Source organism: Streptomyces sp. NPDC047028 (assembly GCF_040644095.1).
Lineage (GTDB): Bacteria > Actinomycetota > Actinomycetes > Streptomycetales > Streptomycetaceae > Streptomyces.
This window is the reverse complement of sequence record NZ_JBEYVS010000028.1, coordinates 90,417-113,320: the sequence shown is the minus strand read 5'-3', so window position 1 is coordinate 113,320 and position 22,904 is coordinate 90,417. Positions and strand designations below refer to the sequence as shown.

Below are 22,904 nucleotides of genomic sequence, written 5' to 3'. Positions count from 1 at the left end.
TTGTGGCGGTGCCCCGAGGGGCGGTGCCCGGTGCGGGCGGTGTTCGTGGGGGGAGGAGGCCGCGGGCCGTCGTGGGGTCAGCCGGCCTCGATGCGGGGCCACTCGACGGCGGTCGAGCCCCAGGTGAGCCCGCCGCCGAAGGCGGTCATCAGGACCCGGTCGCCGGGTCGCAGCGTGCCGTCGGCGGCCGCGTCGGCGAGGGCGAGCGGGATGGAGGCACCCGCGGTGTTGGCGACGCGGTCGACGTTGACCACGGCCTTCTCGCGGGGGATCTTGAGCCGGTCGGCGACGGCGTGCAGGATGCGCAGGTTGGCCTGGTGGCCGACGAAGGCGTCCACGTCGGCCACCTCCCAGCCGACCTCGTCCAGGACCTTCTTCGACGAGGCCGTCATGTGCAGGACGGCGTTCATGAACACCGGCTTGCCGTCCATCTGGAAGTAGGTGTCCGCCGGCTCCGCCGGGAGTCCGGTGGAGCGTTGCGCGGAGCCGCCGGCCGGGACGGTGATCAGGTCCCGGCCCGTGCCGTCGCTGCCCAGGTCGAGCGCCTTGACGGCGCCCGGCTCGGCCGGGTCCCCGGCCCGCAGCAGCACCGCTCCGGCGCCGTCGCCGAAGATGACGCTGGTGGTGCGGTCGGCCGGGTTCAGGATGGTGGTGAACGCCTCGGCGGCCACCACCAGGACGCGTTCGGCCAGCCCGGAGGCGATGAAACCGGCGCCGGTGGCGAGGGCGTAGAGGAAGCCGGTGCACACGGCGGAGACGTCGAAGGCGGGGATGCGGCCGAGGCCGAGCCGGGCGGCGACGTCCGGGGCGGTGCCGGGGCACGGCCGGTCCGGTGTCGTCGTGGCCAGCACCAGCACGTCCGGGGTGAGGCCGCCGGCCGACTTCAGCGCCCGCGCGCCCGCCTCGACGGCCAGGTCGGAGGTGGCGGTGCCGGGCTCCACCACGTGGCGGGTGGAGATGCCGGTCCGGGTCCGGATCCACTCGTCGGAGGTGTCCAGGTGCTCGGCCAGCATGTCGTTGGTGACGACGCGCTCGGGAACGTAGGCCCCGAGCCCGGCGATGACGGCGGCCCTGCCGGCGGTCGGCCTATCCACGGCGGCCCTCCTGGCGGCCGTGTCCGGTGTGCTCGTGCATCGGTTGCGTCCTTGTCGTGTCGGCGGTGGTGGTCGGGTCAGCGGTTGCGGAGCCGGCGGGTCCGGCCGGCCGGGGCGGGGCCTGGACCAGCAGCGCGGACCAGGTGAAGCCGCCGCCGCCGCTGATCACCAGGGCGTAGCGGCCGGGGTCGAGGAGCCGGCCCTCGGCGAGGGTGGCGAGGTTGGCGGCGCCGTCGCCGGTGCCCAGGTGGCCGGTGTCGGGCGCCAGGTCGAGGGTGTCGGCGTGCGCCACGTCGGTGAGGGCGGGGCGGTAGGCGGTGTCGAGGGCGGCCTGGCCGAGCCGGGGCAGCGCGACGTACCGCAGCCGGGGGTCGCCCGGGGCCAGTCCGGCCGCGTCCAGCACGCGCCGCACCAGCGAGCGCACCGACCGCAGGGTGGCCTCGGTGAGCCGGTCGGGGCCGTGCTCCGCGAGGAAGGCCTTCTTGGTCCGGCGCACGTCCACGTACGGCGTGTGCGTCAGCGGCGCCGGGCTGAACTCGTCCTCACCGCGGTGCACGGTCTCCAGGTCCGGTGCGGCGGCCGTGGCCAGCGCCCGCAGGTGGAGGGCGTCGTCCGGGCGCGGCTCGCGGTGCAGCAGGACGGCGGTGGCGGCGTCACCGTAGACCACGCCGTAGTCGCCGTTCCAGCGGCGGAACGCGGGCTCGGCGAACCGGTCGGCGGTGGTGACGAGGGCGTGCTCCCCGCCCTTCCCGGCGAGCAGCCAGGCGGCCGCGGTCTGGAGGGCCAGGGCGCCGCCGTTGCACATCTGCTGCACCCCGAAGGGCACCGCGCGGCGTGCGCCGAGCCGGTCGGCGATGTGGTGCGGCGGCGACCAGAAGTCGTGCCCCTGGTGGTAGAGCCAGGAGTGCACCAGTACGTCGATCCCGTCGGCGTCGGCGCCGGCCGCGCCCAGGGTCTGCCGGGCCGCGAGCACCGCCATCTCGGGCGGGGCGAGATCGGAGACGGGCAGCTCGCGGGTGCCGAGCTTGGCCAGGTCGTCCGGGGAGAGCAGGCCCTCGGAGAGGGCGTCGGCCGCAGTGGACCGCTCGTGCGGCAGCCAGGTCGTCACCGCCCGGATGCCGATGCCGTCGCGCAGGTCCATGCCGCTCACTCCCCGGCGGGCAGCGCGTCGCCCAGTTCGACGGTGACGGCGGCGGCCTCGACGCCGTTCTGCCGTACCGACACGCGTACGGCGGTGCCGCCGGCCGGGTCCGCGTCGACCGGGGCGGCCTCCAGGAGGACCGGCGCGTCCAGTTCGACGTATGTGGTGAAGGTGGCGGAGAAGGCGGTGACGGCCTGCCGGGAGAGGGAGCCGCGGCGGTCGTTCGCCGTGAACAGGGCGAGCTGGCGGGCGGCCTCCATCAGCACCATGCCGGGCACGTGGTCCAGCGGGTGGTCGAACATGCTGGGGTGGTCGGCCGGCACGCGCAGCCGCGCTCTCGCGCCGCCCCGGCCGTCGGTCCGGGCGTCGCCGAGCACGACGTTGCGCGGGTCGGTACGGCCCACCTGGTGCGGGGCGACCTCGGGGCCGGCGTCCGGCGCCATATGGGTGTCGGAGCGGGGGGCCGGGGTACGGCCGCGGACGTGGCTGCGCGCGGCCTCGTACATCGGAGCCGACAGGTAGCTCGCCTCCAGCCGTACGGCGCCGACGGGGGCGCCGCCGAGCCAGAGGTCCATGTGGTACTCCAGGCCGCGCAGTTCGCTGCCGCGGTACTGGGGCCGGACGGTGGACACCTGGACGGCGAGGCGGGCCGGTCCGGGCGGCAGCACGGCCGCCGGGCCGAGGCCGCGCCAGGACCACGAGCGCAGGATGAACTTGGCGTCGCGGGGGACGTCGTGGAAGACGTGCGCGGCGTACGTCTCGGCCTGCCGGCAGCACTCGATCAGCAGCAGCGGGTCCGGCACGCGGCCGTCGTGGACCAGGTGGTCGGTGTAGTAGGGGTGCGTCGGCGGCAGCTGGGCGGCGGCCAGGAACCGGGTGTCATCGACGCGCCGGGCGTCGGTGAGGAAGACCTCGCTCAGCGCCCAGCGGTGCAGCAGTGTGCGGTCGACGGTCCGCAGGTACTCCAGGTCGTCGATGCCGGTCAGCTGGTCGACCGTGCCCTCGGTCAGGGGCGGCATGGCAACTCCTCGCGCATCCGGTGACGTTGCAGGTCCGAGGGTTCCGTGTCGGGCGGTCCGCCGATGGCATACATCCGGCCGGAATATCCGTCCTCGAATCTGTATCAGAACCCTGATTCGATGCAGTACGCTACACACCAGAGCCGGGTGGCGCAAGGTTTCCGCCAATCCGGCCCGTCACACACCGACCGCACACCCCGCCCCACCGACTCCACTGGAGGCAGACATGTCCCGCTCCGTCCTCGTGACCGGCGGAAACCGCGGCCTGGGCCTGGGCATCGCCCGCGCCCTGGCCGCCGACGGCGACCGCGTCGCCGTCACCCACCGCAGCGGACCCGCCCCCGAGGGCCTGCTCGGCGTGCACTGCGACGTCACCGACAGCGCGTCCGTCGAGGCCGCGTTCAAGGAGGCGGAGGAGGCGCACGGGCCCGTGCAGGTCCTCGTCGCCAGTGCCGGCATCACCAAGGACGGGCTCTCGCTGGCCATGACCGACGAGCAGTTCGACTCCGTGCTGGAGACCAACCTCTCCGGCGCCTTCCGGGTGGCCCGCCGCGCCGCGCGCTCGATGCTGCGCACCCGGGGCGGCCGTATCGTCTTCATCTCCTCCGTCAACGGGCTGCGCGGCAACGCCGGCCAGGCCAACTACGCGGCCTCCAAGGCCGGTCTGGTCGGCCTCGCCCGCTCCCTCGCCCGCGAGCTGGGCCCGCGCGGCATCACCGCGAACGTCGTCGCCCCCGGGTACGCCCGCACCGACATGACCGCCGCGCTCTCCGAGGAGTTCCTGTCGGGCATCACCGCCCAGGTGCCACTGGGCCGCCTCGCCGACCCCGAGGACGTCGCGGAGGCGGTCCGCTACCTCGCGAGCGACCGGGCCGGCTACGTCACCGGGGCGGTCCTCCCGGTCGACGGCGGCCTCGGCATGGGCCACTGACCCCGTCCCGGCGACTCCGCCGGGCGCTTGGCCATTGAACCCGGGCCCACCTGCCCGCCCCGCGACGGGCCACTGAACCCGCCTTCGACTCCCCACTCCGCGATGCGCCACTGAGCCCGCGCCGGACTTCCCGCCCCGCGACGGGCCACTGAACCCACGCCGGCCTTCCACCCCACGACGGGCCACTGAACCCACGCCGGCCTTCCACCCCACGACGGGCCACTGAACCCACGCCGGCCTTCCACCCCGCAATGGGCCACTGAACCCGCACCGGCCTTCCACCCCCCGACGGGCCACTGAACCCGCACCGAACTCCCGCCCCGCGACGGGCCACTGAACCCGCCCTCGCCCAGCCACCCCGCGCGCCAGTCCACCCAGCCCACACCAACGCCAGGAGGACCCAGCCATGCCCACACCCGCGCCCACGAACACCCCGGCAAGCGGCACGTCCGCACCGGTTCATGTGCCTGCGCCGTTCCGCGTGCCCAGGCCCATCGAGGTGCCGACGGCGGTCCACGCGCCTGCCCTCACCGACATGCCGGCGGCAGCTCACGCCCCGACGCCGGTCCACGTGCCGACGCCCGCCGACAGGGCGACGCCCGTCCACAGGCCGGCGCTCTCCGGTGGGCCGGCCCCCACCGGCTCGTCGGCGGTGGCCACCACGCCGGTCGCCGACGGCGCGCCCACGCTTCTCGCCGCCTCGGCAACCGCATCCCCCACCGCGCCCACGGCTGCGCCGCACTCCCCACCCGCGCCCGCACACGCACACGCACCGGCACCGGCACCGGCACCGGCCCCCATGCGCGCACCCTCGCCCGCACCCGCATCGGCGCCCCCGCTCCAATTCGGCCTCGGCGACCCCGTCGGTGCCTTCTTCGACGTGGACGAGACCCTCGTGACCGTCAAGAGCATGTTCCGCTTCCTGGCGTACTACTGGGCGGCGACCGGACAGCCGCCCGCGCGGTACGAGGCCGTGGCGGCGGAGTTCGCGGGGCTGCCCGCGCAGGGGGTCACCCGGGAGGAGTCCAACCGGCGCTTCTACCGGCTGTTCGCCGGGGACCGGGCGGAGGAGGTGGCGCGCCACGGCCGGGAGTGGTTCGCGGCGGAGTCCGCGCGGCCCGGCTTCTGGCAGCGGGCCGGCGTCGAGGCCTTCCGCCGGCACCTCGCGGCCGGCCACCACACCGTGCTGGTCTCCGGCTCCTTCCGGCCCTGCCTCGACCCGCTCGCCCGCGCGCTCGGCGCCCACACCGTGCTCTGCTCGGAGCCGGAGATCGTCGACGGCCACTACACCGGCCGGCTGGCGACCCCGATGATCGGCGACGCCAAGGGCACCGCCGCCCGCTCCCTGATGCGCCGCCTCGGCCTCTCCCCCGCCGCCTGCCACGCCTACGGCGACCACTCCTCCGACCTGCCCCTGCTGGCCCAGGTCGGCCACCCGGTCGCGGTCGGCGACGACCCCGTACTGCTCCGGCACATACGGACGCACGGGGGCCGGCGACTCGCCGTATGACGGCTTCCGGACGACATGCGGGCGCCCCCGGTACGAATGCCGTACCGGGGGCGCCCGCATGCCGGGGGGAAACCGGCCGCGCGTGCGGTCAGAGCGTGACCAACTCACTCCCCACGGCAGCGAGTTGTTCCGGGGTGGATACAGACACCGTGGACACCGCGGGCGCGATACGACGAGCCAGCCCGGTCAGCACCTGCCCGGGACCGAGTTCGACGAAGCGGGTGCAGCCGGCGTCGGCCAGGGTGCGGACCGTGTGCTCCCACCGCACGGGCGCCGTCAGCTGCCGTACGGCCAGGTCGCGCCAGTCCACGTCGGGCCCCCGGTGCGCGGTGCCGTCGACGTTGGTGACCACCGGCACGCGGCCGGGTCCCGGAGCCACCGCGGCCCAGGCCGCCGCCAGCCGGGGCCGGGCGGAGTCCATCAGGGGGCTGTGGAAGGCGCCGCCGACGGGGATCCGGGCGACCCGCGCCCCCACTTCACCGGCGCGCGCGGCGACCGCGTCCACGCCCTCCACCGTGCCGGAGATCACCGTCTGCCCCGGTGCGTTGAGGTTCGCCACCCAGACCTGTCGGCCCGCCGCCCGCTCCTCCTCGACCAGCGCGCGCAGCCCGTCGGCGTCGCCGCCGAGCAGGACCGCCATGGTGCCGGGGGCCCGTCGGGCCGCGTCCGCCATCGCGGCGCCCCGCTCGGCCACCACCCGCCCGGCCTCCTCGGCCCCGAGCACCCCGGCCGCGACCAGGGCGCTGTACTCGCCGAGACTGTGCCCGGCGGTGCAGGCGACGGGAAGCTCGCCGGCCCGGTCCCGGACCGCCGCGAGAACGATCATCTCCAGCGTGAACGTGGCGAGTTGGGCGTTGTCCGTGCGGCGCAGCTCCTCCGCATCCGCCGTCGTGAGCAGCGCCGCCAGGTCCCGTCCGACGGCCTCGGACAAGGACTCGACGACGCCCCAGTAGGGGGTGTCCCGCCAGGGCTCGCCCATCGCGGGGCGCTGGGCGCCCTGCCCGGGAAAGACCAGGGCGACCCGCTCACCACCGTCGCTGTCACTGCCGTACGTCATCTACTGCCTCCTGCGTTCCATAGGGTGGGTGGGGTGGGACGGGTCGGACGCTCAAGTCGGACTGGTCGGACTGGTCGGAAGGGGTGTGCCGGGGTCCTCATCGGACCGGGGAAGCCGCCACCGGCCGCAGCGCCAGGGCCTCGTCGAAGCGGGCGGCTAGCGTGCGCAGGTGGGCGGCGTCGTGGAACATGCTGTAGTGGTCGCCGGGCACGTCCAGCAGGCGCGGGGCCGGTTCGAACCGCTCGGCCCACAGGTCGGTGCGCCCGGTCTCCACGCCCAGCCGGCGCAGCAGCGCCGGGGTCGGTTCCTCGGCCCGCAGCAGCGTGGCCGGCGCCCGCAGCGCGCCGTCGTCGCGCCAGCGGTACCCGGACAGCGCACGGTAGTTGAGCCAGAGGATCCGCAGCACCCTGCGGTACTCCTCGGCGACGGTCTCGCTCCACTCGGGGTGCCGCAGCAGTTCGACGGCCGCGTCGAAGTCGGCGGGCGGCTCCATGGCGGCGGGCTCCAGGCTCAGGACGCAGCGCGCGAGTTCGGGTACGGCGGCCAGGAACTCCCGTTCACCCGCCGCCGGGCGGGTCACCGGCTGCGGTACGTCCATCAGCAGCAGGTTGTCGACACGCTCGCCCTGCGCCTGGAGGGTGCGGGCCATCTCGAAGGCGACGACGCCGCCGAAGGAGTAGCCGCCCAGCAGGTACGGGCCGCGCGGCCGGACCCGGCGGATCGCCTGCACGTAGGCCCGGGTGAGCGCCGGCACGGTGCGCAGCTCGCGCAGCCGGTCGGCGGGGAAGCCGAGGCCCCATACGGTGCCCGGTTCCCGGCTGTGGCGCAGCAGGTTGTGGTAGCAGAAGACGTTCCCGCCGGCCGGGTGGACGAGGAAGACGTCCCGGCCCGGGGTGCCGGCCCGCAGCCGGGTGAGCACGGACACGCGGCGCGGCACGCGGGGTGCGTCGGGTTCGAGGTGGGCGGCGATCCGGGCGGCGGAGCCCAGGGTGAGCACCTCGGGGCCGGTGAGGGGGGCCGAGAAGCGGGCGGAGAGGGCGGCCGCGGCCTGGGCAGCGAGTGCCGTGTCGCCGCAGACCGCTTCGAACGCGTCGTGCATGCCGAGGTCGTCGGCTCCCAACTGGGTGCGCAGGGTGCGCAGGACCTCGATGGACGCGTCCTCGGGTGCGGGACGAGGTCCGGTGGGCAGCGGCGGGGGGCCGGCCCAGTACCGGGTCTCGTCGAGGGGCCGCGGGGGGAGGGTGACGCGCCGGGCGTACCGCAGGGCGACGGGGTCGGGGGCGCCCTGTGCGGGGTCGGCCTCCACGGTTCCGGTGATGAGCAACTCCGTGAGTGCCGCGCGCACCTCACCCACATCGCGGGCCGTGAACTCGACGGCGAGGCTTTGCCGTTCGCGTTCGGCCAGCGTGCGGGCGAGATCGTCGGCCCGGATTCCGGGTCGCGCCCGCAGCGCACCGATCAGTTCCTCGGCGGCCCGCCGCAACAGCCCGTGCTCCCGGGCCGACAGCACGAACCGCCAGGGCCCTGCGGGAGTGCTGGGCCGGGGCGGCGCGGGGGGCGCGAGGCTCACGAGGCGGGCCTCGGCACACTCCCCGCGCTCCAGTCCGGCCACCTCGGCCAGCAGGCGTGCCATTCCCGCCGCCACGTCCAGCTCGCGGGCGTCGGTGCCGGTCGCGGTGCCGGTGCCGGTGCCGGTGCCGGTGCCGGTGCCGGTGCCGGTGCCAGGCAGCGTGTGCGGCAGCTGCTCGCGGAGGAGGGCCAGCAGGGGCGCGCCCTCGCGGCGGGCGTCCTCCTCGCGTTGCAGGAGCACGACACCGCAGCCGTCGGCGTGACCGGACACGGTCACAGGCGCGGTCACAGGGACCGACGAGAGTGAAGGCGACGGCGAAGGCGAAGGCGCCGACGACGGCGTTCCGTCGGGTGCGATGTCGATGCGGACCGCGCCGGTCACCGCGAGGTCGCATTCACCGGCCTCCAGGGCGGCGCGTGCGGCGCGTAGTGCGGCGAGGGCGTCCGGCGCGCTGTGCTCGACGGTGACGCGGGCGCCGCGCCCGGTCAGCCACAGGCCGGCCCGGGTCGCGAGGTAGTCGCGGTCGTTGTCGAGCAGCAGCCGGGGATCGAGCCCGCGCGCGCCGAGCACCGGGTCCTTGGCCAGCCGGTGCTCCAGGTAGCCGCTCGGGGCCGCGGCGACGAAGACGCCGACGCGTACGGCGGGCCCCAGGGGTGGTCCGGCGCTGTCCAGGGCCTGCCACAGACAGGTCAGTAGCGCCCGGTGCTGGGGATCGAGGGTGCGGGCCCGTGCGGCCCGTACCCCGAAGAACTCCGCGTCGAACCGCTCGGCCCCGTACAGCGGGAACCGGCCGGCGAGTCCGATGACGGTCACGGCCATGATGCCTCCTTCGCTCGGCCGCGGGGACCGACCCACAGTATCAGAACTCTGATTCAAATACGTATACACGTTACGCAAAGAGCCCTGCTTGACGGCCACTCGAAATCAGATATCGCCTACTTGCTTGCATCAGAACCCTGATACATGCCAGACTCATCGCACCGGCCTCGGCTGGACGAGATCGACAGATCCCTCTCGCAGAGCTACGAAGGAGTGCCTTCCCATGTCCACTCGCGCCTCCACGGAGCGCACACCCCGCACCCGTACGGGAGCCGTTCTCGCCGCCGTTGTCTTCGCCGGCGCCCTGCTCCCCATCTCCCTCACCGGCGCCTCCGTGGCGCTTCCCGGCATCAGCGACGACCTCGGCAGCTCGCTGCCCGCCGCCCAGTGGGTCGTCAACGGCTACGACCTCACCTTCGCCAGCCTGATGCTGGCGGCCGGCTCGCTCGCCGACCTCTTCGGCCGCAAGCGGATGTTCCGCGGCGGCCTCATCATCTTCACGCTGACCGCGCTGCTCGCGGCCTTCTCCCCCAACGTCCTGGTCCTCGACATCCTGCGGGCAGTGGCCGGCGTCGGCGCGGCGGGCGTGCTCACCGCGGGCTCCGCGATCCTCGCCCAGACCTTCCAGGGCCAGGCCAGGGCCAAGGCGTTCGCCGTCCTCGGCACGGCCTTCGGCGTGGGCATCTCCTTCGGCCCGGTGCTCTCCGGCTTCGAGGTCAACACCCTCGGCTGGCGCGGCATGTTCCTCAGCCACGCGGCCGTCGGCACCGCCGTACTCCTCTTCCTCGTACGTCACATCAAGGAGTCCAAGGCCGGCGAGGCCGGCAAGGTGGACTGGCCCGGCACGCTCACCTTCACCGCGAGCCTGTTCCTGTTCATCCTCGCGCTGGTGCAGGGCCCGCAGTGGGGCTGGGGCAACCCGGTCATCATCGGCTCGCTGATCGGCTGCGCCGTCCTGCTGGCCGCCTTCGCGGTGGTCGAGAAGCGCCAGGCCCGCCCGATGTTCGACATCTCGCTGTTCGCCAACCCGCGCTTCGTGTCCGTCTCGCTCGTCCCGGTGGTCCTCGCCTTCGGCTTCACCGCCGTGCTGATGTTCCTGCCGTCGTACTTCATGTCGGTGGACGGCGTGTCCGCCTCCACGGCCGGTCTGATCCTGCTCTTCCTGACCGTGCCCACCCTGTTCCTGCCGATGATCGCCGGCACCCTCACCAAGTACCTGTCCAACCGCGCCCTGATGACCCTGTCCCTGCTGGTCACCGCCATCGGCGCGGCCTGGCTGACGGTCATCGCGCCGCACGCCTCCATGGCGCTGCTCGCCGGCCCGCTGATCACCATCGGCGTCGGCTTCGGCATCTCGCTGGGCATCCTGGACGGCGCGGCCGTCTCCACCGTCGAGGCGGAGCGGGCCGGCATGGCCGCGGGCATGTTCAACACCATGCGCCTGGCCGGTGAGGTCGTCGCCATCGCCGCGATGGGCTCGCTGCTGGTCTCCTTCACCCAGAACGAGGTCTCCGGCGGCATCGGCCGGTTCTCCGGCGCCTACGACGGCTCCGCGTCCTCCCTCGCCAACACCCTGGTCCAGGGCACGCTGCCGAGCGAGGCCGGCAAGGTCGGCTCCGGCGCCCGCGGTGCCTTCGAGACCTTCGCCTCCGGCGGCTACACCAGCGCCCTGCACTCCGCACTGTGGCTGCTGGCCGCGGTCTGCGCGGTGGGCGCGGTGGGCATCTTCGCCCTCCTGCGGGAGAAGAAGCCGGCCACCGCCTCCGCCGTGGTCACCTCCGCCCAGGACGCCGCCGAGGTCCCGGCGAAGGACAAGGAACTCGTCTGACCCGCCCCCTCCCCCGGGGCGCCCCACCCCGCAGGGCCCACGCTCCCCCCGTGGGCCCTGCGGGCATGGACGGCACGTACAAGCACAGGCCCGCACACCAGCAGCGACAGAAAGGCAAGCGCCATGCAGCAGTCCACCACCCTTGCCGTCGGCAACGCGCTCGTCGTCTTCGAGGGCGCGCCCCGCCTGAAGTGGCAGTGGCAGAGCCTGACCCAGTGGACGCCGACGGGGCTGTGGCCCAGCCCCGAGGAACTGAGGGAGATCACCGCCCGGTTCGACCGCGGCGACCCCGTCCTGATCGTGCTCGGCGAACGCGAGGCCGGCGTCACCGTCACCCAGGAGGAGATGTCCCAGGCCCCGCCCGAGCTGCGCTCCCTGGCCACGTTCTCCGAGGGCACCGGCGGCATAGGCGAACTGCGAATCCCCCAACTCGACTGGCTCCCCGAGGACCTGCGCGCCCGCGGCCTCCGCTTCTTCGACGACTCCGACCTCGTCATCGCCCGCACCCCGGCCCCCCTGCGCCCCCCGCTCCTGCTGGACGAACCGGCCCCCTACGACGCCCAGGTCCGCTTCGTACGCCAAACCGGCCCCGGCGGCTGCTCCCCCGCGGCCCTGACAGCCCTGGTCAACCACGCCTTCCCGGAACAGCCGACACCGCCCACCCCCGAACCCCTCACCGAGCCGGACCCGTTCGCCTGGTCAGTAGCCCTCCCGGAAACGGACTGACACCGACCGCGTTCAACGCGCCCTTCAGGGGCACGGGGCTGTGTCGCCATGCGGCTCCGCCGCGCGGGCGCGAGAAACCACAACACCCCCGCAGGCGCACACCGCGCCGACGGGGCAGCGCCCCTCAAGGAGCGCGGGGAACTGCGCGAGCAACCACCACGCACCCGCACCCGCGCATCCCGAGAAGCCCACCCCCCTTGGGCGAACCCAAACTTGAACAAGGAGTAACCACATGCGCAAGGGACTGATCCTCACCTCAGTCTGCCTGGCCGGAGGCATCCTCCCCGCCTCCCTCACCGGCTCCTCCGTAGCCCTCCCCGGCATAGGCCACGCCCTCACCCCCTCCCTCGCCACCCTGCAGTGGGTCGTCAACGCCTACAACCTCACCTTCGGCGCGTTCATGCTCGCCACCGGCTCCCTCGCCGACCGCTTCGGCCGCCGCCGCATGTTCACCTTCGGCACCGCCCTGTTCGCCCTCTGCTCCCTGATCAGCGCACTCTCCGGGAACATCTACCTGCTCGACGCCGCCCGCGCACTGGCCGGCGTCGGCGCCGCCGCCGTCCTCACCTCCGGCAGCGCCATGCTGGCCACCGTCTTCGAAGGCCCCGCCCTCGGCCGGGCGTTCGGCATCCTCGGCTCGGCCTTCGGCGCCGGCCTCGCCCTCGGCCCCTCCACAGCCGGCCTCCTGGTCAGCGGCTTCGGCTGGCGCGGCGTGTTCCTGTCCCACCTCGCGGTGACCGCCGTCGCGATGCTCGCCATCCCGCTGATGCCGGGCGAGCACCACGCACCCGCGGGCGGCCGCGTCGACTGGCCCGGCACCCTCACCTTCACCGGCGCCCTGTTCCTGCTCACCTTCGCCCTGGTCGAGGCCCCGCAGACCGGCTGGCTGAGCGGCGGCGTCGTACCCGCGATGATCGTCGGCAGCGTCGTCCTGCTGGCCGCGTTCGCCGTCGTGGAGCGCCGCCGCCGGGACCCGATGTTCGACCTCACCCTGTTCCGCAACCGCTCCTTCGTCGCCGTCTGCCTGATGCCGGTCGTGCTCGCGTTCGGCTTCGTCAGCCTGCTGGTGCTGCTGCCCTCCTGGTTCGTCACCGCCGGCGGCTACAGCACCACCCGCGTCGGCGTGACGATGATGGCGCTCACCCTGCCGGTGCTGCTGCTCCCCGCCGTCGCCGGCCACCTGGCCCAGCGGATCCCGGCCCGGGTGCTGCTCGGCCTGAGCCTGCTGCTGATGGCGGGCGGCACCGCGTGGCTCACCGTGATCCACCCGGGCGTCTCCACCGCCGTCCTCGCGGGCCCGCTGCTGCTCATCGGCAGCGGCATGGGCGTCTCCGCCGGACTGCTCGACGCGGCCGCCGTGTCGTCGGTGGAGCCGGAGCGGGCCGGCATGGCCGCGGGCATGTTCAACACCATGCGGCTTTCCGGGGAGACCCTGGCGATCGTCATCATGAGCGCCTTCCTGGTCACCTCCACCGGCAACCGGCTCTCCTCCGGCGCCGACCGCTTCACCACGGCGGACAGCGGCAGCCTCGCCGACAAGCTGGTCGGTGGCGACCTGTCCGGCGCGCTGTCCCTCGCCCCGCGCGCGGACCGCGACGCCTTCACCTCCTTCCTCGCCGGCGGCTACACCGGCGCCCTGCACCTGACCCTGTGGGTGCTCAGCGGCATCTGCCTGCTCAGCGCCGCCCCGATCGCCCGCCTGCTCCGCCCGCGCACGCAGCCCACGGTCGCCGTGGCCGAGCAGCCGGCGGTGAGCGAGAAGGAGGAGGTCACCGTCTGAGCGGACGACGCGCACGACGACGCCGTACGACGCCGTACGACGAGACCGGCGCCGGTGGACTCCCAAGGTCCACCGGCGCCGGTCTCGTCGTACCGGACACCGCCCTCAGCCGCCCGCCACCTCCCGCTCCTCGCGGACGTCCACCACCAGCTCGGCGGCGACCACGGCGAGCAGCCGCAGCCCCTGGGCCGAGTCGCTGCCCGGCTCCGCCGTGTACGTGACCAGTTGCTGGTCGGCGCCGTCGGGGAGGGTGAGCGCCTCGAAGTCGAGGGTGAGCGGGCCGACGTCCGAGTGCTGGAACTCCTTGCGGCCGAACAGCTTGCCGCTCACGTCGTAGCGCGACCACAACAGCCGGAACTCCTCGCTCTTCACGGCGAGTTCTCCGACCAGGGCGGCGAGTTGCGGATCGTCGGGGTAGGCGCCGCAGATCACCCGCAGCCGGGCGATGGACTCACGGGCGATGCGGTCCCACTCCCGGTAGAACGTGCGCGAGCGCGGATCGAGGAAGACGGTCCGCAGCATGTTCCGCCGGCCGGGCACGAGAGCGCCGACGTCCTTGAGCAGGGCGGCGGCCAGGGGGTTGAAGGCGAGGACGTCCATCCGGTGGCCCAGCACCAGCGCGGGCGTCGTCTGCGACAGCGCCTCCAGCAGCCGCTGCACACCGGGCCGTACCCGTTCCGCGGTCCGCTGCCGCCCGCGCGGGGCGGGGACCGGGGCGTCGGCCAGGGTGAGCAGGTGGCGCAGTTCGTGCTCGTCGAGGCGGAGCGCCCTGCCGATCGCGGTGAGCACCTCCGGGGAGGGGTTGCGGCCCCTGCCCTGCTCGATGCGCACGTAGTAGTCGACGCTCACGCCGGAGAGCTGGGCCACCTCCGAGCGGCGCAGCCCGGCGGCGCGGCGCCGGCCGGTGCGGGGCAGCCCGACGTCCTCCGGCTGCAGGCGTTCGCGCCGGGTGCGCAGGAATTCGGAGAGTTCTCGGCCTCGGTCCATGAAGTTCATCATGAGTCGACTCCCACCCGGTCCGACATGGCTGAAGGGGGGCCTGCGAGAACCAGGTCCGCCATGACCGGGCGAGGGGTTCCCAGGCAGACCGGGGTACTCCCTGAACCCCTTGCCCTCCGGGCAGGCTTGGTCTCGCAGCCACCACCGGACGGCCGTACGGCGAGACCGTCCGCAGGCTCCACCGCAGCTTGCTTCCCCTTGCCCTTGCCCGACGCACGCGTCACCGCACCCAGGAGGACGACCCCATGACCACGCAGACGACCGAGACGACCGCGACCGCCCAGGCCACGCAGGCCCCCCAGTCCGGCACCGGCCGCTACGACCGCGGCATCGAACTCCTCACCAACGCCTACGGCGCCGAGGCGACCGAGCAGACGGTGGCCTACCTCGACACCCTCAGCCCCGACTACTCGCGGTACCTGGTGGAGGCCTGCTTCGGTGACGTGTACGGCCGTGAGGCGATCGACCAGCGGCGCCGCGAGGTCGTGAACGTCATCGCGCTGACCTCGCTGGGCGGTCTGGACGGGCAGCTGGAGCGGCACCTGGAGGCCGCGCTGTCGCTCGGGACCTCGCCGCGGGAGATCGTGGAGACGCTGTTCCACCTCAGCCTGATCGTCGGGCACCCGCGCGCGAACGCCGCGCTGGCGGTGGCGAAGCAGGTCTTCGACCGGCTGGGCCTGGACCCGGTGAAGGCGGCCTAGCGGGGCCGCCGGGCGGCGGGTCCGGGGGACAGGGGTGACGGGGCCGTGGGGGGCTCCGGTCCCACTCGGGGACGACTGTGCTCTCCGTGCGGAATCCATACCCTCAGTTGTATCAGACCTCTTGCATAAGACCTCTGATAACTGACAGGATCAAGCCACGGAGCAGGAGGCGGCACAGCCGTCACCGGGAACACTCCCGTCACCCCCACCCCGCCCTGCCCATCCCGCCCACCCCGGAACGGAACGAGGAACCATGTCCGCCCAGCGCACCTCCCGTCTGCGCACCGCCACCGTGACGGCTGCCGCCTCCCTCCTGGTCGCCCTGTCGGCCCAGACCGCCTCGGCCACCCCGCACGCCGCCCCGCACGGCCGCTGGCACGAGAAGGTCGTCACCGTCCCCGCCAGCCCCGCCCCCGGCCCCAAGAGCACCAAGGAACTGCACGTGCTGGAGGTCGGCCCCGCCGACGCCGGCCGGGTCCTGGTGCTGATCCCCGGCCGGGGCGAGGCGGCGGGCGGCCTGCGCCAGGACGCCGAGCACCTGTCCCGCACCGTGCCCGGCCTCCAGGTGTGGGTGATCGACCGGCGCGAGCAGGGCCTGGCCGACCTCGGCGGCTTCAAGGGCGACGCGGCCTCCGCGACCGACTACTACCTCTCCGGCCGCTACCGCGCCCAGACCTCCGCCACCGCCTCGTACGAGGCCGACTGGGGCCTGGCGACCGAGCTGAACGACGTCCGCCGGGTGGTGAAGCGGGCCTCCGACGACGGCCGCCGCAAGGTGATCCTGGGCGGCCACTCGCTGGGCGCCACCGCCGTACTCGACTACGCAGCATGGGACTTCGACGGCACCCCCGGCTACCGGGACCTGTCCGGCCTGATGGTCATCGACGGCGGCGTGCGCAACGCGCTCAGCGGCGCAGGCATCGACTTCAGCCTCACCAAGGACCAGGAGGACACCTGGCGGCAGCAGATCACCGACGGCGCCGTCTTCGACAACGCCACCAGCGTCTACACCGGCTTCGGCGACTCCCCCGAGGGCGCCGCCCTGTGGTACCAGCTGGCCGCCAAGTGGGCCTTGCAGGACCCGCACGGCCCGTCCGTCCTCGCCGACAAGGTGCCCGCCGCCCACCGCCCCGACCGGCCCGTCACCAACGCCGGGCTGCTCGGCTGGATGGTGGACCAGCACGCCCCGCTGCCCGGCTACTCCGTGCACTCCGGCCACCTCGACGACCAGGGCGACTGGGTCGACGACGGCAAGACCCCGCTCGCCTCCGTCGCCCGCGCCTTCGCCGACCCGCAGCTCGCGGCCTGGGAGTGGTACTCCCCCAACCGCCTGGCCCTCGACTACTTCGCCGGCGCCGCCTTCACCGACGACGCGGTGGCCCGCGCCCAGGGCCTGCGCCTGTTCCACACCAAGGACATCGACATCCCCCTCTACGTCTTCCAGTCCGACCTCACCCACGGCACGGCCGGCCAGGCCGCCCGCGACCTGGCGTCCGACACCCGCATCCCCCGCGTGGACGTCACCACGGACGAGTCGATGACCCACCTGGACATCCTCTTCGCCACCCCGCAGAAGAACACGTTCCTGACCTCGGCGACCCGCTTCCTGGGCACGATCAACCCCTGACACCCCACCACCGGCGAGGTCCCCGCCCGGCCGACCGGCCCGGTGGGGGCCTCGACGTGTCGGTCGCGCGAGTCGTGCGAATCCCCTTGCCCAATGGTCAAGGATCGTTGACCATTACTCGCATGCCTACCGATGAGCTGCCCGAGACGTTTCACGTCACGACGGACGAACAGCTGCGCGCCGTCTCCAATCTGACGCGCCACCGGATCATGGCCGTGCTCCGCTTCGAACCGGCGACGATCACGCAGATCGCCGAGCGCGTGGGCCTCGCGAAGGGGAGTTCCAGCTACCACGTGCGGCTGCTGGAGCGGGCCGGCCTGGTGAAGGTCGTACGGACGCGGAAGGTGCGGGGTGTCACCGAGCGGTACTACGCGATGGCCGCGCGGTCCATCGTGCTGCCGGATCCGGGCGAGGGCGGCCCGGATGTGCTCATGCGGCACGCGGTGGCGGACCTGGAGGAGTCACCCGTGGACGGCGAGCGGCAGGTGCGCATGGCGCATCTGCGGCTCACCGACGAGCAGTTCGCGGAGCTGGGAGCCCGGCTGCACGCGCTGGCGGACGAATACCGGAAGCTGTCCGATCCGTCCCTGCCGGACACGAAACTCGTCTTCGCGCTGTTCCACCCGGCATCGCGGGGGCGGACCGAGGAGGGCGCCAAGTGACCTCCAGCATCAGCAAGTTGCCGGCCGGGTTCGGACGGCTGTGGACGGCGCAGACGGTGTCCTCACTCGGTGACGGGGTGTCGCACGCCGCGCTGCCGCTGCTCGCGCTGACCCTGACGCGGGATCCCATGGCACTCGCCGTCGTCACGGCCGCCGGGACGCTGCCGTGGCTGCTCTTCGGCGTGCTCGGCGGCGCCCTGGTGGACCGCTGGGACCGCCGGCGCACGATGTGGGTGATGGACGCGGCGCGTGCGGTGCTGCTCGCGATACCGGCGGCGGCCGCGGCGCTCGACGGCTTGAGCATCCCGCTGCTCGCGGCCGTCGCCTTCCTGCTCGGCCTCGGTGGACTCTTCTTCGACACGGCCGCCACGGCCTACCTGCCGGAACTGCTCGGCCGCGACCCCGCGCTCCTGGAGCGGGCCAACTCCCGCCTGCGCGGCACCCAGACCGCCATGTCCGGCTTCGCGGGGCCGCCCGCGGGCAGTGCGCTGCTCGCACTCGGACGGTCGGTGCCGCTGCTCACCGACGCGGTGTCGTTCCTGCTCTCCGCACTGCTCGTACGCTCGCTTCCCGCCACCCCCCGGCCCGTGCCGGAGGCCCGGGAGTCGCTGCTCCGGCAGGCGCGCGCCGGGGCCTCGTACGTCTTCCGGGACCGGCTGCTGCTCGGGCTCGCGCTCCGCCCGGCGGTCGGGAACATCGCGTTCCTCGCGGTGGAGACCGTCCTCGCCCTGTTCGCGCACGACCGCCTCGGCATCGACACCTACGGCTTCGGCCTGCTCCTCACGGCGGAGGCCACCGGCGGCCTGCTCGGCGCGGGCATCGCCTCCCGGCTCGGCCGACGACTCGGCACCGGCACGGCACTGACCTGCACAGCCGCCGTCGAGGGGCTCGCCATCCTGGGCCTTGCCGCTGCCCCGAACCCGTACGCGGCCGGGCTGGCGCTCGCCGTCTGCGGAGCCGCCATGGGCGCCACGATGGTGCTCGGCCCCTCCCTCCGGCAGGCCGTCGTCCCGCCCCGCCTCATGGGCCGGGTCGCCTCCACCTCCCGCATGCTGGCCATGTGCGCCGCCCCCCTCGGGGCCTTCGTCGGCGGCTGGCTGGCCACCGGCTACGACATCCGCACACCGCTCTACGCCGCCGCCGGCCTCCTCCTCGCGATGACCGCCGTCACGGCATCCATGACCAACAACCGCCGGGTCGAAGCGGCCCTGCGCACCGCCTCCGCGACCGGCACCCCGGACCACCCGGCACCCGAGGAACCCGAGGAACCGGCCCGGGAGAGTGCGGCCATCGTGTAGCGACGGTCGCCGACACATACGAAGATCCCGCCCGATCTTGCGATCGGACGGGATCTCATGTGCGTGGACCTGAGCGGATTTGAACCCCTGGCCCCCTCGATGCGAGCTACGGGCGGGGAGGTCGCTGAGGTCATCCGGCCTGGTCACTCGGCCGTCAACGGTTTGAGACGACTGCCGGCGGTCGGTCGGCAAGGTTGCTGTACTTCTCTGCGGTACCGCACTCCCCAGTACCGAGGCATTGCGGTGTGGCCTCATTCTTGCCAGGTCCTTCACGGGCTCAGTTCGACGTCGACAGATGCGTCCCGGCTCCGAGACCGCGTGCCGTAAAGAGTGGCGCCGATCAGCTTGGTGCGCGGCTGTTGGTGTCAGGCAGTGACCGCCGGTCGTAGGGGCTGCGTCCGGGTGAACGGAAGGCAAACGGGTCAAGCGGGGCTGCCGATTGATCACGTTCGTCCTATATTCCGAGATATGAACCGTCGCCGCTTGGCCGTATACATCGCTGGGTTCCTTGCGGCACTCGCGCTTGTAGGCTGTGGGGGAACTGCTACCGCCACCCCACTGGCTGCTGCCCCGGCTGTTACTCGGGCCATAAAGCCGCTTGCTCCGCCGGCAGGTGCCCGGCCCGGCATTCTGGGACTGGTGGAAGAAGCGACGTGCAGCATCCTGTCTAACGAGGGCAATTGTTATAGCGCAGGCGAGTTCTGTCGTCAGAGCGACCTCGGCAAGACCACTACCGATGCTTCCGGCCGGTCGATCACATGCAACATCGAGTCAGGACGACCGCACTGGCAATACACGAATCCAGCTTCACCGTCCATGAGCTCGACAGGACCTACCCGGACGCCAAGCGGAGGAGTGGCTGCTGGCGACGGCGCTAGTCAGACCGGCGAGTTTTCCCTGGTCATCTTGTTGACAGCGGTAGGTGTAGCCACCGTGGCAATCGCCTTGTTGATTCTGCCTGGGCAACGTCGTGGAGCACACCGGTGATACGTCGTTTCTGAGCGGTCCTCGAGACTGGCGCTGCCTGCTTGGGTGGACGAGTACGTGCAGCACGTGGCCTCCCAGGCTGAGGCGGTGTCGGCGTGACCGGGAAGCGTGGCGACGGCGAGGGATCGATCTACCCGTACAAGAACGGCTTCGCCGCGTACGTCTGGGTCGACACCCCGCACGGTGCAAGACGCGCGCGCTGTTCTGCGGTCGGCGCTCACCAACGCGATGACGGAGGAGCTGATCTCCAAGAGCGTCGCGGCCCTGTCAACCTGGGCGCCGGCGAGATCACGGTGCAGACGCAGCTACAGCGGATCAACCGGCGCTTGGTCCATGACGTGACCAAGACTGAGGCGTCGACGGCCACGCTGCCGCTTCCCGAGATCTGCGCAGCGGCCCTGCGACTGCGGCGCAAAGAACAGGAGCTCTCTCGGCAGGCGGCCGGTGAGGTGTGGACGGCCAACGGCTTCGTGTTCACCACGCGTTGCGGCACTCCGTTCGAACCGCGCAACTTCAACCGCCGGTTCATGGACCGTTCCGCCCGTGCCGGCGTCCGCCGAATCCGGTCGCACGACACCCGTCACACGTGCGGCTCGCTGCTCGCGGCCTTGGACACGCATCCCCGCGTCCCCATGCAGATCCTCCGGCACAGCAAGATCGCGATGACCATGGAGGCGTACACGCACGTGCCGTTGGAAGCCACCCGCCGGGCACTGCGCAAGCTGGGCAAGCGCCTGGGGAAGCAAGATCCGAAGTAGTTGCTGTACTTCGCTGCTGTACGACACGTCAAAGCCCCGGTCGGGAGATCCCTACCGGGGCTTTGAGCTGCGTGGACCTGAGGGGATTTGAACCCCTGGCCCCCTCGATGCGAACGAGGTGCGCTACCGGACTGCGCCACAGGCCCTTGCAACGAGTGAAACTCTAGCATCCCGGGGACAGTGCTCGGAAATCCGTTGGCGGACTGGTCAGGGGCGGGATGCGGGGCCCGTGACCGGGGTCACTCGTTGGCGGCGCGGGGGCGGTCGCCGTCCTCGTACTGGTCGAAGAGGGGGGTACGGCCGCGCTCGCGCGAGCGGCGGGCCGAGGCGGCCGGGGACGCGGAGGAGGCGCCGCCGCGGGGGCGGGTGCGGGCGTGCGGGAGGCCGTCCGCCGGGCGGTCCTCGGCGGCGGAGGCGGCCGGCTGCTCGGCCGCGGGCGGCGCCGCCGCGTCCTGCTCCGGGATGACCGCGCTGGAGCGGGCCGAGCTCCAGGTGCCGGGCGCACCGAGGTCGACGTCGGAGGTGGCGCGCGGGGCGACCGGCGCGGTCACGTACGTCGGCAGCGGCACCGGTACCGGGTCCCAGCTGTCGCCGTGGCCGGGCCGGCGCTGCCGCTCGCGCTGCTGGTCGACCCACTCGGCGTGGTCGGTCTGCTCGACGAGGGCGCGGCGGTCGGCGGCGAGCGCGGACATGCCTGTGCCGGTGTGGTGGGTCTCGGTGGCTGGGCCCTCGTCCGGTTCGTCGGCGCCGAGTTCCGCCTCGACGGCCACGGCCGCGGCCGTGCGCCGGCGCGGCTGGCGCTCGCGCAGCCGCTGGGCCGCGATCTCGGCGCGGCGGCGGTCCATCTGGTAGGCGAAGCGGCGGCGCTCCTGGGAGCGCAGGTAGACGATGTACGCGCTGAGCATGACGGCGGGGACGCCGGGCGCCCAGAGGAAGGCGAGTCCGCCGACGGCGGCGACGACCGCGCCGATCGTGAAGCCGAGGAAGAGCAGCACGGTGGTACGCCGACGGCGCGCGAGCACCTTCGAGCGCCGGGCGCGCGCTGCCGCCGCCTGCGCCGAGGGCGCGCGCTGCGGGGCCGGCCCGCGCTGCTGCGCCGGGAGGGACGGGGCTTGAGGGGTCGTCGGCGCCGGGGCGCCGGCCTCGTCGTGGGCCGGCTCCGGGCGCGCGGACGCCTTGGGGTCGGTGTCCGCCCGCGCCTGACGGCGAGCCGGAGGCAGATCCGTGTCCGTCCGCGCCTGACGGCGGGCCGGAGGCAGGTCCGCGTCCGCCCGTACCTGACGGCGGGCCGGGCGCATGGCGAAGGCCCGGACGTCCACCGAGTCGGTGACCGCGCCCGGTTCGCCGGAATCCGGCTCCCCCTCCTGGGCGGAGCGCGTCCGCAGGTCCTTGGCGTACCGGCGCTCCATACCCGCCCGTCCGGACAGCAGCCGGATGGCGGTGCTGAAGCGTTCCGTCGGACGGGCCTCGTTCAGCTCGTCCTGCCTACGGAGCCACATCGGCACCAAGTAGGCGGCCCAGGCCCCGACGATGACTGCGTAGATGAGGCCGCTGCTGCTCACGTCTCACACGGTAGAGGGGTTTGCGTGAGGCCATCTGCCAATTGAGCCGGTGTGTCGCACGATCTGGCTGATATTTCGAACTTTTTTTGCGACCGATGCGATCAGCGGACTGCCCGAACCCGCGAATTCAATGCCAAGAGATGGTCACCAGGCGATCAATTTCGAACACATATTCAATTCGAGAGCGGGGTCACTTGAGGTGCTCGGGATTGCCCGGCGCCCCGCCGCTCGTGTGCCGCGCGGCCCTCTCGGAGCGTGCCCGCTGCCAGCGGGTGAGCAAACCGTCCGGCACCTCTTCCGCGGTGAGCGCGAAGACCATGTGGTCGCGCCAGGCCCCGTCGATGTGCAGATAACGCGGCCGCAGCCCCTCCTCGCGGAATCCGAGTTTCTCCACCACCCGGCGGCTCGGCCGGTTCTCGGGGCGAATGCAGACCTCGATGCGGTGCAGCCCGACGGAACGGAAACAGTGGTCCACGGCGAGCGCGACGGCCGTCGGCATCACCCCGCGCCCGGCCACCGACTCGTCCACCCAGTAGCCGACGTGCCCGGAGCACATCGACCCCCAGGTGATCCCGGCGACCGTCAACTGGCCGACCAGCCGCCCCTCGTACTCGATGACGAAGGGGAGCATCCGGCCGGAGTTGGCCTCCGAGCGCAGGTGGCGGACCATCTGGCGGTAGGTCGGCCGGTGCGCGATCGGCCCGCTCGGCGTGGGCGGCGGGATCGTCGCCTCCCAGGGGCGCAGCCAGTCCCGGTTGCGCCGGTTCACCTCGCGCCAGACCCGCTGGTCGCGCAGCCTTATCGGCCGGAGGACGACTCCCGCGTCCGCCAGCAC

At 73.1% G+C, this 22,904-nt stretch carries 19 protein-coding genes and 1 tRNA gene; 10 read left to right on the top strand and 10 right to left on the bottom strand.

Translation table 11 applies throughout. The features are described from left to right. Window positions 1-77 precede the first annotated feature (77 nt). Genes ABZ854_RS24445 through ABZ854_RS24435 form a run of 3 tightly spaced genes read right to left on the bottom strand, consistent with a single transcriptional unit; the run spans window position 78 to window position 3,254 of the window. Window positions 78-1,094, bottom strand: a complete 1,017-nt coding sequence (locus ABZ854_RS24445) for a beta-ketoacyl-ACP synthase III (RefSeq protein WP_361214382.1) — start codon at window positions 1,092-1,094, stop codon at window positions 78-80. Beyond that, window positions 1,087-2,235 (bottom strand): ketoacyl-ACP synthase III family protein, encoded by a 1,149-nt coding sequence (locus tag ABZ854_RS24440; protein ID WP_361214381.1) that lies wholly within the window; start codon window positions 2,233-2,235, stop codon window positions 1,087-1,089. The genes ABZ854_RS24445 and ABZ854_RS24440 overlap by 8 nt, the downstream gene beginning before the upstream one ends. A 5-nt stretch (window positions 2,236-2,240) precedes the next feature. Beyond that, window positions 2,241-3,254, bottom strand: coding sequence for a ScbA/BarX family gamma-butyrolactone biosynthesis protein (locus ABZ854_RS24435; protein ID WP_361214379.1), 1,014 nt, complete (start codon window positions 3,252-3,254; stop codon window positions 2,241-2,243). A 226-nt stretch (window positions 3,255-3,480) separates the two neighbouring features. Here ABZ854_RS24435 and fabG point away from each other — a divergent pair, with 226 nt between their 5' ends. Then, window positions 3,481-4,185, top strand: coding sequence for a 3-oxoacyl-ACP reductase FabG (fabG, locus tag ABZ854_RS24430; RefSeq protein ID WP_361214377.1), 705 nt, complete (start codon window positions 3,481-3,483; stop codon window positions 4,183-4,185). A gap of 549 nt (window positions 4,186-4,734) precedes the next feature. On the opposite strand, the gene ABZ854_RS24425 is transcribed toward fabG, so the two are convergent. Next, window positions 4,735-4,872, bottom strand: coding sequence for a hypothetical protein (locus ABZ854_RS24425; RefSeq protein WP_361214375.1), 138 nt, complete (start codon window positions 4,870-4,872; stop codon window positions 4,735-4,737). A 112-nt stretch (window positions 4,873-4,984) separates the two neighbouring features. Here ABZ854_RS24425 and ABZ854_RS24420 point away from each other — a divergent pair, with 112 nt between their 5' ends. Further along, window positions 4,985-5,695: an HAD family hydrolase gene (locus ABZ854_RS24420; protein ID WP_361214374.1), complete on the top strand. Its 711-nt coding sequence runs from the start codon at window positions 4,985-4,987 to the stop codon at window positions 5,693-5,695. 88 nt (window positions 5,696-5,783) lie between these two features. Here the strand turns inward: ABZ854_RS24420 and ABZ854_RS24415 are convergent, their stop codons facing one another. Then, window positions 5,784-6,752 carry an ACP S-malonyltransferase gene (locus tag ABZ854_RS24415; RefSeq protein ID WP_361214372.1) on the bottom strand — a complete coding sequence of 323 codons (969 nt, stop codon included), beginning with the start codon at window positions 6,750-6,752 and terminating at the stop codon, window positions 5,784-5,786. A gap of 97 nt (window positions 6,753-6,849) precedes the next feature. After that, on the bottom strand, window positions 6,850-9,141 hold the full coding sequence (locus tag ABZ854_RS24410) for a thioesterase domain-containing protein (RefSeq protein WP_361214370.1): 2,292 nt from the start codon (window positions 9,139-9,141) through the stop codon (window positions 6,850-6,852). A gap of 223 nt (window positions 9,142-9,364) precedes the next feature. Here ABZ854_RS24410 and ABZ854_RS24405 point away from each other — a divergent pair, with 223 nt between their 5' ends. The 3 genes from ABZ854_RS24405 to ABZ854_RS24395 all read left to right on the top strand — a co-directional run bounded on the left by ABZ854_RS24405 (window position 9,365) and on the right by ABZ854_RS24395 (window position 13,475). Continuing rightward, window positions 9,365-10,969 carry an MFS transporter gene (locus ABZ854_RS24405; RefSeq protein ID WP_361214368.1) on the top strand — a complete coding sequence of 535 codons (1,605 nt, stop codon included), beginning with the start codon at window positions 9,365-9,367 and terminating at the stop codon, window positions 10,967-10,969. Between the two features lie 123 nt (window positions 10,970-11,092). After that, complete coding sequence (locus ABZ854_RS24400) at window positions 11,093-11,695, top strand: hypothetical protein (protein WP_361214366.1); 603 nt, start codon at window positions 11,093-11,095, stop codon at window positions 11,693-11,695. Window positions 11,696-11,927: 232 nt separating this feature from the next. After that, entirely contained in the window at window positions 11,928-13,475 is a 1,548-nt protein-coding gene (locus ABZ854_RS24395; protein ID WP_361214364.1) for an MFS transporter, read from the top strand. 105 nt (window positions 13,476-13,580) lie between these two features. Here ABZ854_RS24395 and ABZ854_RS24390 read toward each other — a convergent pair whose 3' ends face one another. Further along, entirely contained in the window at window positions 13,581-14,462 is an 882-nt protein-coding gene (locus ABZ854_RS24390; RefSeq protein WP_361214362.1) for a helix-turn-helix transcriptional regulator, read from the bottom strand. Between the two features lie 257 nt (window positions 14,463-14,719). On the opposite strand from ABZ854_RS24390, the gene ABZ854_RS24385 reads away from it, so the two are divergent. The 5 genes from ABZ854_RS24385 to ABZ854_RS24365 all read left to right on the top strand — a co-directional run bounded on the left by ABZ854_RS24385 (window position 14,720) and on the right by ABZ854_RS24365 (window position 20,507). Next, complete coding sequence (locus ABZ854_RS24385; RefSeq protein ID WP_361214361.1) at window positions 14,720-15,175, top strand: carboxymuconolactone decarboxylase family protein; 456 nt, start codon at window positions 14,720-14,722, stop codon at window positions 15,173-15,175. Window positions 15,176-15,428: 253 nt separating this feature from the next. After that, window positions 15,429-16,802: an alpha/beta hydrolase gene (locus ABZ854_RS24380; protein ID WP_361214360.1), complete on the top strand. Its 1,374-nt coding sequence runs from the start codon at window positions 15,429-15,431 to the stop codon at window positions 16,800-16,802. A 122-nt stretch (window positions 16,803-16,924) separates the two neighbouring features. Then, on the top strand, window positions 16,925-17,464 hold the full coding sequence (locus ABZ854_RS24375; RefSeq protein ID WP_361214358.1) for a winged helix-turn-helix domain-containing protein: 540 nt from the start codon (window positions 16,925-16,927) through the stop codon (window positions 17,462-17,464). Beyond that, on the top strand, window positions 17,461-18,762 hold the full coding sequence (locus ABZ854_RS24370; protein WP_361214356.1) for an MFS transporter: 1,302 nt from the start codon (window positions 17,461-17,463) through the stop codon (window positions 18,760-18,762). The genes ABZ854_RS24375 and ABZ854_RS24370 overlap by 4 nt, the downstream gene beginning before the upstream one ends. 1,082 nt (window positions 18,763-19,844) lie before the next feature. Then, the gene (locus ABZ854_RS24365; RefSeq protein WP_361214354.1) at window positions 19,845-20,507 is read left to right on the top strand and encodes a tyrosine-type recombinase/integrase; all 663 of its coding nucleotides are present in this window, start codon (window positions 19,845-19,847) and stop codon (window positions 20,505-20,507) included. Between the two features lie 72 nt (window positions 20,508-20,579). On the opposite strand, the gene ABZ854_RS24360 is transcribed toward ABZ854_RS24365, so the two are convergent. The 3 genes from ABZ854_RS24360 to ABZ854_RS24350 form a co-directional block, all read right to left on the bottom strand. Continuing rightward, window positions 20,580-20,653: transfer RNA gene (locus ABZ854_RS24360), tRNA-Ala, on the bottom strand. Window positions 20,654-20,746: 93 nt separating this feature from the next. Beyond that, a complete protein-coding gene (gene glpR, locus ABZ854_RS24355; RefSeq protein ID WP_361214352.1) occupies window positions 20,747-22,069 on the bottom strand; it encodes a gephyrin-like molybdotransferase receptor GlpR in 1,323 nt (440 codons plus the stop codon). 190 nt (window positions 22,070-22,259) lie between these two features. Further along, complete coding sequence (locus tag ABZ854_RS24350; RefSeq protein ID WP_361214350.1) at window positions 22,260-22,904, bottom strand: GNAT family protein; 645 nt, start codon at window positions 22,902-22,904, stop codon at window positions 22,260-22,262.

Excerpts from the sequence above, each read along its gene's own strand:
- ABZ854_RS24405 (WP_361214368.1), top strand. The coding sequence starts at position 9,365 with ATGTCCACTCGCGCCTCCACGGAGCGCACACCCCGCACCCGTACGGGA.
- ABZ854_RS24385 (WP_361214361.1), top strand. The coding sequence starts at position 14,720 with ATGACCACGCAGACGACCGAGACGACCGCGACCGCCCAGGCCACGCAG.
- ABZ854_RS24435 (WP_361214379.1), bottom strand. The coding sequence starts at position 3,254 with ATGCCGCCCCTGACCGAGGGCACGGTCGACCAGCTGACCGGCATCGAC.
- ABZ854_RS24395 (WP_361214364.1), top strand. The coding sequence starts at position 11,928 with ATGCGCAAGGGACTGATCCTCACCTCAGTCTGCCTGGCCGGAGGCATC.
- ABZ854_RS24415 (WP_361214372.1), bottom strand. The coding sequence starts at position 6,752 with ATGACGTACGGCAGTGACAGCGACGGTGGTGAGCGGGTCGCCCTGGTC.
- fabG (WP_361214377.1), top strand. The coding sequence starts at position 3,481 with ATGTCCCGCTCCGTCCTCGTGACCGGCGGAAACCGCGGCCTGGGCCTG.
- ABZ854_RS24375 (WP_361214358.1), top strand. The coding sequence starts at position 16,925 with ATGCCTACCGATGAGCTGCCCGAGACGTTTCACGTCACGACGGACGAA.
- ABZ854_RS24420 (WP_361214374.1), top strand. The coding sequence starts at position 4,985 with ATGCGCGCACCCTCGCCCGCACCCGCATCGGCGCCCCCGCTCCAATTC.
- ABZ854_RS24410 (WP_361214370.1), bottom strand. The coding sequence starts at position 9,141 with ATGGCCGTGACCGTCATCGGACTCGCCGGCCGGTTCCCGCTGTACGGG.
- ABZ854_RS24380 (WP_361214360.1), top strand. The coding sequence starts at position 15,429 with ATGTCCGCCCAGCGCACCTCCCGTCTGCGCACCGCCACCGTGACGGCT.
- ABZ854_RS24400 (WP_361214366.1), top strand. The coding sequence starts at position 11,093 with ATGCAGCAGTCCACCACCCTTGCCGTCGGCAACGCGCTCGTCGTCTTC.
- ABZ854_RS24390 (WP_361214362.1), bottom strand. The coding sequence starts at position 14,462 with ATGGACCGAGGCCGAGAACTCTCCGAATTCCTGCGCACCCGGCGCGAA.
- ABZ854_RS24440 (WP_361214381.1), bottom strand. The coding sequence starts at position 2,235 with ATGGACCTGCGCGACGGCATCGGCATCCGGGCGGTGACGACCTGGCTG.